Below are 13680 nucleotides of genomic sequence, written 5' to 3'. Positions count from 1 at the left end.
TCGGGCTCCGCCATCCATGGCTCCGCACGGTTTTGAAGAGCCCTACCCACTCGCTCACGCTCGGGCTTGAGGTTTAGCCTGCTTGCAGCATAGACGCAAACTGCTCCAGATGATGATCATCGTCACCCAGCTGGTGGTTGATCATGATCAGGCGCTTGGCGTAGTGAGCGAAGCTGTATTCCCAGGTCATACCGATGCCGCCGTGCATCTGGATGCCACTTTCAGCAATGAACTGCCCGGCCCGGCCGGTGACGTTTTTGGCGGCGGCCAGAATGCGCCGGCGTTCGTCGCTCTGCTCACTGTCAGCAACGCTCGCTGCCAGGATCGCCATGGAACGGACCTGTTCAAGGTCCGAGGCCATGTCCACCATCCGATGCTGCAATACCTGGAACTGTCCGATAGGCACGCCGAACTGTTTGCGCGCCTTGAGATAGTCCAGGGTCATGGCAATGGCTTCTTCCATCACGCCAATGGCTTCTGCACACAGGGCGGCTACCGCACGACCGGCCTGGTATTCGATAACTTCGCCAGCTTGACCTTCTTCGCCCAGCAGGGTGTCGGCGGGCACCTTGACGTTCTCAAGCGTGATGTCACAGCCTTTGAAACCGTCGTTGGTCGGATACGTGCGGCGTTCGATACCGGCGGTGGCCGGGTCTATGGCAAACAGGCTCAGGCCACTGGTGTCCCGGTCATCGCCACTGGTGCGGGCGGAAACGATCAGCAGGTCGGCACAGTGGCCGCCGATGACGACCGCTTTGCGACCGTTCAGGGTGTAGCCGTCCCCGGATTTCTCGGCGCGGGTCTGCACGTCACTGAGGTTGTAGAAGCTTTGGGGCTCCTGCAGGCCAACCGCCACTTTCAGTTCGCCGCTGGCAACGCCCGGCAGCCACTTTTCTTGTTGGCTGCTGTTGCCGGCCTGGGAGATCAGGCCGCCACCGAGGATCACCGATTGCAGGTAAGGCTCCAGGCACAGACCGCGGCCAAGCTCGGTCATGACCGATTGCAGTTCCACGCCGGTGCCGTCAAAACCGCCCAGTTCTTCGGCAAAAGGCACCGCTGTCAGGCCCAGCTCACTGAGTTGCTGCCAGAATTCGGCGCTGTAGCCCAGGTCTGTTTTACTGTACTCCAGGCGTTTTTCAAAACTGTATTCACCGCGCACCAGACGAGCCACGGTGTCCTGCAGCATTTGCTGCTCTTCCGTTAAATTGAAATCCATGGTCGCCTCCTTAAAGCCCGAGAATCATTTTGCTGACGATGTTCTTCTGGATCTCGTTAGACCCGCCGAAGATCGACAGCTTGCGGTTGTTGAAGTACTGGGGCGTCATGGGGGCGGCGTCCGGATCGGAGAGGAATTCACCGTCGTAATCCAGGTCCAGCTCTTCCTCTACAAACGGCAGCGCATAGGGGCCTATAGCCCGGCGGGCGAGGTCGTTAATCGATTGCCGGATCTCGGTACCCCGTACTTTAAGCATTGAGCTCTCGGCACCGGGCATACCGCCACCCTCCACTGCGGCAATGATGCGCAGGTTGCTGATGCTGGCAGCCATCAGGTCAATATCGACCTTGGCGATACGCTGGCTGAAGGTCGGGTCTTCCAACAACGGTTTGCCATTTTTAAGGCGTCGGCTGGCAAGTCGTTTCAGGTGGGCAAGGGCTGCCTTGGACAAGCCGATACCGGCCAGGCCGGTGCGCTCGTAGGTCAGCAGGTATTTGGCGTAAGTCCAGCCTTTGTCCTGCTCACCGACCAGGTTTTCCACTGGCACCTTGACGTTCTCGAAGAATACTTCGTTAACTTCGTGTTCGCCGTCCAGGGTAATAATCGGGCGCACGGTAATACCCGGTGCGTCCATATCGATCAACAGAAAGGAAATGCCCTCCTGCTTCTTGACTTCGGTATTGGTCCTTACCAGACAGAAAATCATGTTGGCGTGCTGGCCCAGAGTGGTCCAGGTTTTCTGACCGTTGACAATATAGTGGTCGCCCTCGCGCACTGCGCGAGTATTCACCGAAGCCAGATCGGAACCGGCGCCGGGCTCGGAGTAGCCCTGACACCACCAGTCTTCGCCGGTGAGAATGCGGGGCAGGTAGTGTTGCTTTTGCTCTTCATTGCCGAACTTGATGATTACCGGCGCCACCATGTTCACTCCGAAAGGAATGGAGCGGGGTACACCGTAACGGCAGGACTCTTCATCCCATATATGCTTTTGTACCGGGCTCCATTCAACGCCGCCGTATTCTTTCGGCCAATGGGTGGCATACCAGCCCTGGGTATTCAGGATGCCCTGCCAGCGCAGGTGGTCTTCCTTGGATAAGTGTCGGAAACCCTTCACCTTGGCGGCGATGTCAGCCGGCAGTTTCTGATCCAGAAAAGCCCGGACCTCGTCCCGGAAAGCGAGTTCTTCCGGCGTGTAGTTTAAGTTCATTTGATAACCTCTCGGTTCGTTCTAGCGAAAACATATACCGCATAGCAGAATAGGGTAAGAATGAATGATCCGACCTTTGCTGTCAATTCCCTGCAATTCGAGAAAACCAGTTACCTATACGCCATTTGGCAGAATTTAGTTTTGTAGGCTTGTTGTGGGATCGGACATTGTTTATATTCGCAAGACAAAAATGAGTATTGCATCGCGGAACTATAAAATACTTCGGTACCGCAGTGCGAAACGGAAGTCTGGTTGTTTCTCCAAAAGAGCAAGTTTTTAGGAGACAACGCCACAGGTTGACTATACTGATTCTGCTTTGATCAAACGTTTTGATCCGGCCGTTATCCTGCATGCCGCTAACGGTGACAGGTTTCGTGACCGGATATCCACACAGGACCAAGTACGATGCATAAAATTAACAAAAGTCTGCTCGTCGGTGTATTAAGTGTTGCACCACTATTCGCCCACAGTGCCGAGAATGTCGAACTGCCCAGTACCCTTGCCATGACGGCGTATGGGACCGGATCAGCGGGCTACACCCAGATGGTGTCTATCGGCAATCTGTTACAAAATGAATATGGCACCTCGGTACGTATTCTGCCAGGTGAAAACGATGTTTCCCGCATGACCCCGTTGCGGATGGGTCGAGTGCCACTCTGCGCCTGCGGTATTGCCAGCTACTACGGCTCGGAAGGTGTATTGCTGTTCGCAGATCCCGATTGGGGCCCGCAGCCCATTCGTCTGATCAGCACATCCACTGCCAGTTTTGGCCTGGGTGTTGCGGTCGCCGGTGATATCAACGTAAAAACGCCGGCAGACCTGAAAGGCAAGCGGGTTGCTTACATTCGTGGTGATGATGCCCTGAATATCGGCACCGAAGCCTTCCTGGCTTTTGGAGGCCTGACCTGGGATGACGTTGAACGGGTGGAATTCCCGGGTTATGGCCGCTCGTTTGAAGGCATTGTGGCGAACCAGGCCGATGCTGCGTTTACCATGAGCGTGGCGCCGCCAGCGCAGCAGCTGGCCGCAAGCCCAAGGGGCATCGTATGGCCGGAACTGGACCCCGATGATAAAGAAGGCTGGGAGCGCCTCAAGACCGTAGCGCCGTATTTTCAGCCCCACGCAGCCACGGCTGTCGCCGGCGAGAATTATGGCAAGGACAGCCCCTGGATCGGCGCCAGCTATCCGTACCCGATTCTGGTCGGTAATAAGAGCCTGGACGACAAAACCGCCAGCAGTCTGATCCGCGTGCTGATCGAGGACCATGACAAGTATAAGGACGCGGCGCCCGGTAACGCTGGTTACTCGCTTGAGAATCAGAACATGCAGTGGGTAATTCCTTATCACGATGCGGTCGTTGAGTATTACAAGGAAATCGGACACTGGACCGACGACATGCAGGCGCACCAGGATCAGCTGGTCAAGCGCCAGGAGCTTCTGCAAACCACCTGGAAAAGCTTCATGGACTCCAATCCGCCAGAAGACGCGGACGCATTCCGTAGCGGCTGGATGGAGGCCCGGGCCAAAGCACTGGAAGCAGAAGGCATGAAGCCGGTTTTCCGTTAAGACCTGAGCCATTGCGCCGGGGTTCGTTGCCGAGCAGGCAGTGGTACTCCGGCGTTTTTTTTTACCTATTAACGCATCGGAGCCTCTGACCACATGAGCTTGCCTCAGGAACAACCCGTTAATCCGGGTGAAATATCCGGTATCCGCCAGTTGGATGGATTCTGGCTCTGGGTGCCCCGGGTGGCGACCCTGGCACTGACACTGCTGGCGATCGATTACCTGTTTAACCTTGGCCTGTTCACCGTTGTCACAGCGGTGGAAAGCCAGTTCTTCTATACTGTGGTAGCGCTGATGCTGCCACTGGTTTTCGTGCTTTGGCCGGCTTTTGCCAAGGCTTCCCGCTCCACTGTGCCCTGGTACGACATACTGCTGTTTCTGTTCGCTGTTTCGGTGTGCGGCTTCTTCGTGTTTAACGCGGAACAGATTCTGGACAGTGGCTGGGAGTACGACGCGCCGGATTATGCCATCGTGATGAGCTTCCTGTTGTGGGGCGTGATCCTTGAGGCAGCGCGGCGGGCCGGAGGTTGGCCGATCGGTATCATTGTGGGGTTTGCGAGCCTGTATCCGATCTTTGCGGATGTGATGCCGGGGCCGATTCAAGGGTTTCCATCGTCACCTGCCCAGACTGCGATCTATCACGCCATGAGTCGTGAAAGTGTCATGGGCATTCCGTTGCAGGCCTTTGCCAACCTGGTTATCGGCTTTTTGTTGTTCGGTGTGGCCTTGCAGCAGACCGGTGGCGGCAAGTTCTTTATCAATCTGGCGTTTGCCCTGTTGGGCCATGTCCGGGGTGGCCCGGCCAAGGTCGCAGTGTTTTCCAGCGGCCTGATGGGGTCCATGAGCGGCAGCGTGATCACCAACGTGCTTACCACCGGTGTGTTGTCTATCCCCGCCATGCGCCGGGTGGGCTTCGGACGGTCCTATGCCGCCGGTGTTGAAGCCTGTGCATCAACCGGTGGCGTGCTGATGCCGCCGGTCATGGGTGCGACGGCATTTATCATGGCCAGCTTTCTGAATATTCCTTACGGTACCATTGCGCTGGCGGCGGTGGTTCCGTCATTCCTGTACTTCATGGGTCTGTTTATCCAGATTGATGCTTATGCTGCCCGCCACGAACTTGAAGGCTTGCCGGCGGATGAGTTGCCGTCCCTGCGCCAGACCCTGAAAGAAGGCTGGTACTTCATTTTCGTCTTCGTACTGCTGATCTGGCTGCTGTTCTTCCTGCGGCGGGAGGCGATTGCGCCATTCTATGCCACCGCCTTGCTGCTGGTGATCAACCAGGTGTTGCCTTACCAGCGCTGGGGCTGGAAGGAAGTGAAAGACTTCTTTTCCAGCGCCGGCAAGCTGTTCGCTGAGCTCATTGCGATACTGGCGGGCGTCGGTTTGCTGGTGGGGGCACTGTCGGTTACCGGCATGTCAGGCACCATTGCCAACGACCTGATTTTCCTGGCCGGTGGCAACACTCTGGTGCTGCTGTTTATGGGGGCGGCGACCAGTTTCATACTGGGTATCGGTATGACCGTCACCGCGGCCTATATCTTCCTGGCGGTGGCTCTGGCGCCGGCATTGATCAACGGTGGCGGTATGGATCCGCTGGCGGTCCACCTGTTCATTCTGTACTGGGGTATGCTGAGTTTCATCACGCCGCCGGTGGCATTGGGGGCCTTTGCCGCCGCTTCAGTGGCGGGAGCGAGAGCAATGGAGACCGGCTTTCAGGCCATGAAGCTGGGCAGCGTGATTTACTTCATTCCGTTCCTGTTCGTATTGAACCCGGCGCTGATCCTCCAGGGTTCCTGGGATGAAATTCTGGTGGTGTTGTCCCAGGCCATTGTGGGTGTTGCGTTGATTGCCGGTGGCATGCAGGGTTACCTGCTGGGCATTGGTAACATGTCGCTTTACCGGGTGCTCCAGTGGCCGATACGCCTGGCACTGATTGCTGGCGGTATGCTGTTGGCGATTCCCGGCGGTGGGCCGGTGCCCCTCACCAATCTGGAGTTGACGATGATCAGCGCGGTGCTGATTGTGCCAGCCCTGGCGCTGGTGTGGTGGTCTAACCGGAGTGAGAAACAGGCTGCGATGTAAACGCAGCCGTTACATTGAGCAGACATAAAAAAGGCAGGGCCGCGAGGCCCTGCCTTTTCTGTTCCAGTCTTAACGTCAGTGTTAACCGAACGCAGGAATACCGGTCTGACCACGGCCCAGGATCAGGGCGTGGATATCGTGGGTGCCTTCGTAGGTATTGACTGCTTCCAGGTTCATCACGTGGCGGATGACATGGTATTCGTCAGAAATACCGTTACCGCCGTGCATGTCCCGGGCCACCCGTGCGATGTCCAGTGATTTGCCGCAGTTATTGCGCTTCATCAGAGAAATTGCATCCGGAGAGGCTTCACCCGCGTCCATCAGACGACCAAGCTGCAATGCACCCTGCAGACCAAGGGCAATCTCGGTCTGCATATCTACCAGCTTCTTCTGGATCAGCTGGTTGGCCGCCAGTGGCTTGCCGAACTGCTTGCGCTCGAGGGTGTAGTTGCGGGCCGCATGCCAGCAGAACTCCGCCGCGCCCAGTGAGCCCCAGCTGATGCCGTAGCGGGCTTTGTTGAGGCAACTGAACGGACCTTTAAGGCCTTCGACTTCCAGTTTGTTTTCATCCGGGCAAAACACCTCGTCCATAAAGATGGAGCCGGTCTCGGAGGCACGAAGGGAGAATTTGCCCTCGATTTTCGGCGCGTCCAGACCTTTGGCGCCACGCTCCAGTACAAAGCCGGTGACTTTACCGTCAAGCTTTCCCCAGATCACGAAAACGTCTGCAATCGGTGAGTTGGTGATCCAGGTCTTGGAGCCGCTGACCAGATAGCCGCCGTCGACCTTCTTGGCACGGGTTTCCATGCCGCCGGGGTCCGAACCGTGATTGGGTTCGGTCAGGCCGAAACAGCCCACCAGTTCACCGGAAGCCAGTTTCGGCAGTACACGCTTTTTCAGCGCTTCCTGGCCAAACGAGTAAATCGGATGCATAACCAGTGAGGACTGAACGCTCAACGCTGAACGGTAAGCAGAATCCACGCGCTCCACTTCCCGGGCAATCAGGCCATAGCACACATGGTTCAGGCCCGGGCCGCCGTATTCTTCCGGCAGAGTGGCGCCGAGCATGCCCAGCTCGCCCATGTCGGTGAAGATGGACCGGTCGAATTTCTCGTGCCGGTTGGCCTCGATGATGCCGGGCATCAAGCGTTGGTCACAGAAGCCACGAATGCTGTCCCGAACCTGACGCTCGGTTTCATCCAGTTGCTTGTCAAATTGCAGCAGGTCATCCCAGGGTGCGGAAGCCATTGGTTATCTCCTGTATCTAAATGGGGCGAACGGCGTCGCCGATGTCTTGTAATGGGGTTTTCTGACCGGCAACAACCGGCCGTGGTTCAGTCTGTGACCCGCTCAACTCCAGCGGTAATACCTTGACTGACGCACATGTTAATCAGCGCCTGTCTTATCAAAAATGGCAATGCTGTTTCGTTAGGCGAAATACAGTTTTGTATTAATAAGTATTCTAGATTAATCCGGGTGCTACCTAAATGCAAGCCACCTTGCGGGTCATCGGTGATCAGAGCTGGCTCGCAAGTTATGTCTGTTTTCGCCCGGTAATAGCGATGCTCATAGCCACCGGGTGTTACCACCATTGAGCCGGTTTGCGCGGCTCAGTAGCCGCGCTCAACGTCCACGATGCCGCTGATCGGCTTGCCTTCGGAGTGGTCGCGAATCTTGCCGGTAATCTGCCTCAGGGTATCGTCCCGTAGGGTGCGGGCAGATATATGGGGGGTAATGGTGATGTTGCCCCGGGCCCAGAAGGGGTGATCCTCCGGTAGCGGTTCCTGGTTGAACACATCCAGCACCGCACGGATAACCTGGCCTTCGTCCATGGCGGTGAGCAGGTCCTCTTCGACCAGATGTTCACCTCGCCCAACGTTGATGAGGACCGCTTCGGGTCTGAGATCGCTCAGGGTTTGCCGGTTGATGATGCCCCAGGTGGCCTCGGTCAGGGGTAAGGTGTTGATCAGTACCCGGGTCTTGCCGAGGAACGTGGCGAAGTGGTCTTCGCCGGACCAGGTGGTGACACCGTCAATCTCATGCTCGCCCCGTGCCCAGCCGTGCACGGTGTAATCCAGGCTGACGAGGGTGCGGGCCACGCGTTTGCCAATATGGCCAAGCCCCATGATACCAATCGGCCATTCGCTGCGTTTGATGGGGCGGTGAATTTGCCAGCGGCCCTCGGCGTTCTGCGCCCGGTAGACAGCCATGGTGCGGGTGATGTCAACGAGCTGGTGCATGACGTATTCCGCCATTTGCACGGCCATCCCGGCGTCTTCCAGCCTCACGACGGTGATATCGGCAGGCAGGTTCGGAACCTTCAGCAAACCGTCAATACCTGCTCCGAGGTTGAACACGGCCTTGAGGTTCTTTTCGCGCTCAAACAACTGCGCGGGTGGTTTCCATACAATGGCGTAGTCAGCATCGCAGGCCGGCGCGTCTGCATCCCATACGTGGATCTCGGCATCGGGTAGCAGGGCCTGAGTGGGCACGGTCCAGCGTTCGGGCTTGGGATCGCCTGCTACAAACAATATCTTCATGCTCGGTGTCCTGTTTTTCGTGGAATTTTGAGCTAAATGTTCCGCAAGGCAAAATAGGTTACCAAAAAAAACTATCAAACCTCGGTGGTGATGTCATTATTTCGGCACTACTATTAAACATAAAGGAAGACCGTTTCAAATTTGGCACGACTTTTGTCTGTTGTCAGTGGTACTTGAAGCGATCACAGATTAAAATGCATCCACAAAACATTCATCGCAGCTAAACCAGGGCCGTGGCAACACGCAGGGCGTTGGAGGATACCCGACCACTATGACTGATCAATTGATAGAAAACCCGGAGCTGATGATTGCTTCCGGCGAAGCCAGGCCTGTCAAGCCCGAGAAAGACCGGAAGTTTGTCGAGGCGTTGTCCCGGGGCCTGGATGTGTTGCGTGCTTTCAGTCAGGGGTCAGTGATTCTGGGCAACCAGGATATTGCACGGCTTACCAACCTGCCAAAGCCTACCGTATCGCGGATGACCTATACGCTGACCCAGCTTGGTTACCTGAGCTACAATCCGGTCCTTGAAAAGTACCAGCTCAGCTCCGGTGTGCTGGCGTTGGGCTACGCCTATGTATCCAACCTCAAGGTGCGCCAGCTCGCGAAGCCTTACATGGACCAGTTTGCCCGCCGCACCAACATGTCTGTGGGCCTGACCTGCCGTGACCGTCTGCACATGATCTATGTGGAAAACCGTCTGCCACCGGAAGCCTCCCTGTTGCGGATGGAAATCGGTCTCAAGCTACCAATGGCCACCACCTCTGCCGGCCGCGCCTACTATTGCGCGGTCAGTGAAAAAGCCCGCAAGGTACTGGCGGATTCCATGGCCGAGAAATACGGCCCGGAGGCGTGGGCAGAAAAGCGGGAGGGCCTGGAGCATGCAATGGAAGACTTCAAGCAGTATGGCTTCTGCCTGTCTATGGGAGAGTGGGACCGCAACATCAATTCCGCTGGCGTGCCGGTGAGGTTGCAGGACGGCACTATTATGGCGCTTACCTGCGCGGCACCGTCGTACCTGATTTCCGGTGAGAAACTGCGGGAATCCATCGCCCACCAGCTCGCCATGCTGGGCAGTGATATCGAATCACTGGGGGTGTGAGTCGTTCGCTCAGATTTAACGATTGATTGAAGAAACAAAAAAGGGAGGCTCAGGAGCCTCCCTTTTTTGTTTGCCAATGAATAGTGATCAGGTCAGAGTGTACAGGCTTCCATAAAGTCAGTACGTGCGGGGTCGGAGAAATCGCAGCCATAAGTTGCCGCAGCGACTTTCTCTGCATCAAGTACATTATCGCCATCAGGTCTGATGCCGGTGTTAACCCAGTCGACCAGATCGCTGAACGCGGTGTTGCGCTCCTTGTCAGTAAAGTCGCAATGGCTCGGCGCGCGAATGGCCCGCTGAACGAGCAATCGGTCACTGCCATTAGCAACTGCCCGACGCTGATAGACCTGCTCATGCACAAAAGGCACATACAGGTCGCCCAGGCCATGCAGCGTCAACACCGGCACATTGAACTGTCCGTTAACCTCGGGAAAGTATCGCAGCCCTTCAGCCCTGGGTGCATTGGCTGCCGGGTCACCCTCGACCCGCAGAATGGTATTGTTGAATGTGGTCTCCTCCGCAGAGCGAAGCGGGTCCTTATCCAGTTGATAAAACGTACCAATATTGCCCATCAGATCCTTCTCCAGAATGCCATTGACGGTGCCGTCCCGCCCCCCGGTTCCCATCACCACATTGTAAAACCCACCCCGGAAGCCGGCCTCAAACACCGGTCGGTCACCGCCGCTCAGGACCCTGACGGCAGCTTCGAGTTTAAGGCCTTCTGCTGTCGGGTCGCCCTGCTGCGCAAACGACGGCACCGTGTTCCAGAGCACTGCATCAATAGCGGCCTGGTCAAAGTCAGCTGGAAAGCTGTCGGGCCCCAGATCTGCAACGTGTTGCGCGGCAAATGTGACATCCAGCAGATAATCGTACTCATGGGTACCGCCAACCACCCCACACAACGGCAGCGCGCCGTCATAGAAAACCTGGTTGCGGGCTGACGAAAGCGTTTCCTGCTCCACGGCCGCGGCCGCCACATGACCGCCCATGGACTCCCCAACGATTAACGTTTTGTGGGGCGCGAACAATGTGCGTCCGTTTTCGGCGGCAATCGTCGTGAATTTCAGCGCCAGTTCGTTGGTGTCCTCGATACCTGCTTGGACATCGTAATAGTTCTTGCTGTAGCTAGAGGCCGCCCAGGCGTAGTTATTGGCGATGAGCCAATCGCGCATCGGGGGGTTGCTGACCGTCAGCTCTTCGCCGGTGCCACGGTAACCGTGAGCCCACATGACCAAAACCCCGTTCCAGTTGTCCGGAACTTCGACGCGGTAGCCCGCACCGTTGTCCATTACGCCGTGCCAGGCATCGGTAGTAGTGCCGTCTGCCGATTTAAAAGGCAATGTTGCCGGGTCAACGGCAAAGCTACGGGCATCCTGCACACGCGTCGGGGTCGCTTCCGGGGTAGTACCAGAGTCGTTGTTGTTGCTATTGCTGTCACTGCCGCACGCAGCAAGTAAAAGGCTGGAGGTCAATATCAGAGTAGGCGAAAGAAATTTTCGAAAAACCATTTTTTATTATCCTTAATGGCAATCAGGCAGGGCAAACCTGCCCCAGTTCATTGTTTTTGTGGTTTCATGTTTTGCTTGGCAAAACTCCGTGCTGCCAAACCTGAAAAATTAAGGCACTGGATCGCCATTACGTCAAATTTTTTGTTTAACCGGTGTATCCTGTTTCGCAACTCCGAATAGAGTTGAAAGCCGCCAAATGGTCGTAGTACATTGTTTGCCTGTTCCGCTTGATAAAACTTAATTTCGAAAGTTGATCAACAAACGAATTCCAACAACACACCCCAGTTGAAGTCGACGTACGCGGGCTGTTTTGAGTACGCTTTGCCTGCAGTGACCTGTCATCTGTTTATCCGGGAGGAGAGTTATGTCCGAAGTCGTAAGCTATAACCGCGAAGGTGCCATAGGCGTGATCACCGTCAATTACCCACCGGTGAATGCGCTGGGCCATGCCGTGCGCACCGGTTTGCTGGAAGCTCTGAAACAGGGCCAGACCGATAGCGACGCCAAAGCACTCCTGCTGGTTTGTGACGGTCGCACCTTTGTTGCCGGTGCGGATATCCGCGAGTTTGGCAAACCCATGCAGGAGCCGGCCCTGGGCACGGTGATCGATACGTTCGAAGACAGCGACAAACCCGTTGTGGCCGCCATCCATGGCACCGCTCTCGGTGGCGGGCTGGAATTGGCGCTGGGCTGCCACTATCGCATCGCCCTCGCCAGCGCCAAGGTCGGGCTACCGGAAGTGAAGCTTGGGCTGCTGCCCGGCGCGGGCGGCACCCAGCGACTGCCCCGGCTGACCGGTGCCAGGAAAGCGCTGGAGATGATAACCACCGGCGAATTTGTCAAGGCCGAAGCGGCCCTGGAAGCGGGCATCATCGATGCCGTCGCTCAAGGGGACAACATCCGTACTGTAGGGCTGGAATACGCCGCCAAGCTGGTCGACGAAGACAAGCCCGTACGCCGTGTTCGTGATATTAACGACAAGATCACCGCCGATCGAGGCTCCGAGGTCTTCAAAGAATTCCGTAAAGGCCTGGCGAGCAAGGCCCGTGGCCTGTTTTCCCCGTTCAAATGTGTTGATGCCGTGGAAGCCGCGTTCACGCTGCCTTTTGAGGAAGGCAAGAAGCGTGAGCGGGAGCTGTTTATGGAGTGTATGGAGTCGCCTCAGCGCGACGGCCTGGTGCATGCGTTTTTTGCCGAGCGTGAGGTATCGAAAGTCCCCGGCTTGGCCAAGGATACCCCGGTACGCGACGTAGCCAGTGTTGGCATTATCGGTGCCGGCACCATGGGCGGCGGCATCGCCATGAACTTCGCCAACGCGGGCATCCCGGTCACCATTGTTGATGTCAAGCAGGAGGCACTGGACAAAGGCCTCGGCGTTATCCGCAAAAACTACGAGAACTCCGCCAAGAAGGGCCGTATCACCCCGGCCCAGGTGGAAGAGCGCATGGCGCTGATCACGACCAGCCTGTCCTATGATGCCTTCAAGGATGTGGATCTGGTGATCGAGGCGGTGTTCGAGAATATGGACATCAAGAAGCAGATATTCAGCCAGCTTGATAAGGTCTGCAAACCCGGCGCCATTCTGGCATCCAACACCTCGACCCTCGACATCGACGAGATAGCCTCAGCCACCAGCCGACCGGAGGACGTGGTGGGCATGCATTTCTTCAGCCCCGCTAACGTGATGAAACTGCTCGAGAACGTTCGTGGCAGCAAAACCTCCGATGAGGTCAAAGCCACGGTGATGGCCGTTGCCAAGAAGATCGGCAAAGTTGGCGTGATGGTCGGCAACTGCTATGGCTTTGTGGGCAATCGCATGCTTCATCGCCGTGGTGCCGAAGCCACCGCCCTGGTCAATGAAGGAGCCTCGCCACAGCAGGTGGATAAGGTACTGACCGACCTGGGCTTTCCCATGGGACAGTTCGCCATGTCGGACCTGGCCGGTATCGATGTCGGTTACAGTATTCGCAAAGAGCGTCGCAAGGCCGGTGAGGACATCCCCGCCAACTGGATGGACACGCTGGCGGAAGAAGGCCGCCTGGGTCAGAAGACCATGGCCGGCGTCTACAAATACGAGGAAGGCAACCGCAAGCCGGTGGTCGACCCGAAAGTAGACGAACTCATTGCCGGTTTCCGCAAGGAGCAGGGCATTGAGCCCCGGGATATCACCGACCAGGAGATCCTTGAGCGTTGCATGTACGTGATGGTCAACGAAGGCGCCAAGATTCTGGAAGAAGGCATCGCTGCCCGCGCACTGGATATCGACATCGTCTGGATCTACGGCTACGGCTTCCCCGCCTATCGCGGTGGCCCCATGTTCTGGGCCGACCAGGTCGGCGTTAAAACCATCTACGACACCGTCAAACGGTTCCACGACACCGTCGGCGGTGACCAGTGGAAGCCCTCGGCACTGCTGGCGAAGCTCGCCGGTGAAGACAAGAAATTCGGCGATCTTTAAAGGA

9 protein-coding genes are annotated in these 13680 nt (G+C 56.8%); 4 read left to right on the top strand and 5 right to left on the bottom strand.

The window, feature by feature from the left end; translation table 11 throughout:
- Positions 1-73: 73 nt before the first annotated feature.
- Together F6Y09_RS17460 and F6Y09_RS17455 are read right to left on the bottom strand one after the other, a co-directional pair.
- Positions 74-1216: an acyl-CoA dehydrogenase family protein gene (locus F6Y09_RS17460; protein WP_152208214.1), complete on the bottom strand. Its 1143-nt coding sequence runs from the start codon at positions 1214-1216 to the stop codon at positions 74-76.
- Positions 1217-1226: 10 nt separating this feature from the next.
- Positions 1227-2423 carry an acyl-CoA dehydrogenase family protein gene (locus tag F6Y09_RS17455; protein WP_152208213.1) on the bottom strand — a complete coding sequence of 399 codons (1197 nt, stop codon included), beginning with the start codon at positions 2421-2423 and terminating at the stop codon, positions 1227-1229.
- Positions 2424-2828: 405 nt separating this feature from the next.
- Between F6Y09_RS17455 and F6Y09_RS17450 the strand changes: the two genes are divergently transcribed.
- Together F6Y09_RS17450 and F6Y09_RS17445 are read left to right on the top strand one after the other, a co-directional pair.
- Complete coding sequence (locus F6Y09_RS17450) at positions 2829-3989, top strand: TAXI family TRAP transporter solute-binding subunit (protein WP_152208212.1); 1161 nt, start codon at positions 2829-2831, stop codon at positions 3987-3989.
- Positions 3990-4082: 93 nt separating this feature from the next.
- Positions 4083-6071 carry a TRAP transporter permease gene (locus F6Y09_RS17445; protein ID WP_152208211.1) on the top strand — a complete coding sequence of 663 codons (1989 nt, stop codon included), beginning with the start codon at positions 4083-4085 and terminating at the stop codon, positions 6069-6071.
- An 81-nt stretch (positions 6072-6152) separates the two neighbouring features.
- On the opposite strand, the gene F6Y09_RS17440 is transcribed toward F6Y09_RS17445, so the two are convergent.
- Together F6Y09_RS17440 and F6Y09_RS17435 are read right to left on the bottom strand one after the other, a co-directional pair.
- The gene (locus tag F6Y09_RS17440) at positions 6153-7319 is read right to left on the bottom strand and encodes an acyl-CoA dehydrogenase (protein WP_152208210.1); all 1167 of its coding nucleotides are present in this window, start codon (positions 7317-7319) and stop codon (positions 6153-6155) included.
- Between the two features lie 362 nt (positions 7320-7681).
- On the bottom strand, positions 7682-8611 hold the full coding sequence (locus F6Y09_RS17435; protein WP_152208209.1) for a 2-hydroxyacid dehydrogenase: 930 nt from the start codon (positions 8609-8611) through the stop codon (positions 7682-7684).
- Between the two features lie 304 nt (positions 8612-8915).
- Between F6Y09_RS17435 and F6Y09_RS17430 the strand changes: the two genes are divergently transcribed.
- On the top strand, positions 8916-9710 hold the full coding sequence (locus tag F6Y09_RS17430; RefSeq protein WP_246180594.1) for an IclR family transcriptional regulator: 795 nt from the start codon (positions 8916-8918) through the stop codon (positions 9708-9710).
- A 92-nt stretch (positions 9711-9802) separates the two neighbouring features.
- Here F6Y09_RS17430 and F6Y09_RS17425 read toward each other — a convergent pair whose 3' ends face one another.
- Positions 9803-11218, bottom strand: coding sequence for an alpha/beta hydrolase (locus F6Y09_RS17425; RefSeq protein WP_152208207.1), 1416 nt, complete (start codon positions 11216-11218; stop codon positions 9803-9805).
- A gap of 364 nt (positions 11219-11582) precedes the next feature.
- Here F6Y09_RS17425 and F6Y09_RS17420 point away from each other — a divergent pair, with 364 nt between their 5' ends.
- Positions 11583-13676, top strand: a complete 2094-nt coding sequence (locus F6Y09_RS17420) for a 3-hydroxyacyl-CoA dehydrogenase NAD-binding domain-containing protein (protein WP_152208206.1) — start codon at positions 11583-11585, stop codon at positions 13674-13676.
- The last annotated feature ends 4 nt before the right edge of the window (positions 13677-13680 follow it).

Origin of the sequence: Marinobacter changyiensis, from assembly GCF_009193265.1 — a bacterium.
GTDB classification, from domain to species: Bacteria; Pseudomonadota; Gammaproteobacteria; order Pseudomonadales; family Oleiphilaceae; genus Marinobacter; species Marinobacter changyiensis.
The sequence above is the reverse complement of the archived record's forward strand: the minus strand, read 5'-3'. Positions and strand labels throughout refer to the sequence as shown.

Bases quoted from the DNA above. Each gene is read 5' to 3' on its own strand.
- F6Y09_RS17460 (WP_152208214.1), bottom strand. From the start codon at position 1,216: ATGGATTTCAATTTAACGGAAGAGCAGCAAATGCTGCAGGACACCGTG.
- F6Y09_RS17455 (WP_152208213.1), bottom strand. From the start codon at position 2,423: ATGAACTTAAACTACACGCCGGAAGAACTCGCTTTCCGGGACGAGGTC.
- F6Y09_RS17450 (WP_152208212.1), top strand. From the start codon at position 2,829: ATGCATAAAATTAACAAAAGTCTGCTCGTCGGTGTATTAAGTGTTGCA.
- F6Y09_RS17445 (WP_152208211.1), top strand. From the start codon at position 4,083: ATGAGCTTGCCTCAGGAACAACCCGTTAATCCGGGTGAAATATCCGGT.
- F6Y09_RS17440 (WP_152208210.1), bottom strand. From the start codon at position 7,319: ATGGCTTCCGCACCCTGGGATGACCTGCTGCAATTTGACAAGCAACTG.
- F6Y09_RS17435 (WP_152208209.1), bottom strand. From the start codon at position 8,611: ATGAAGATATTGTTTGTAGCAGGCGATCCCAAGCCCGAACGCTGGACC.
- F6Y09_RS17430 (WP_246180594.1), top strand. From the start codon at position 8,916: ATGATTGCTTCCGGCGAAGCCAGGCCTGTCAAGCCCGAGAAAGACCGG.
- F6Y09_RS17425 (WP_152208207.1), bottom strand. From the start codon at position 11,218: ATGGTTTTTCGAAAATTTCTTTCGCCTACTCTGATATTGACCTCCAGC.
- F6Y09_RS17420 (WP_152208206.1), top strand. From the start codon at position 11,583: ATGTCCGAAGTCGTAAGCTATAACCGCGAAGGTGCCATAGGCGTGATC.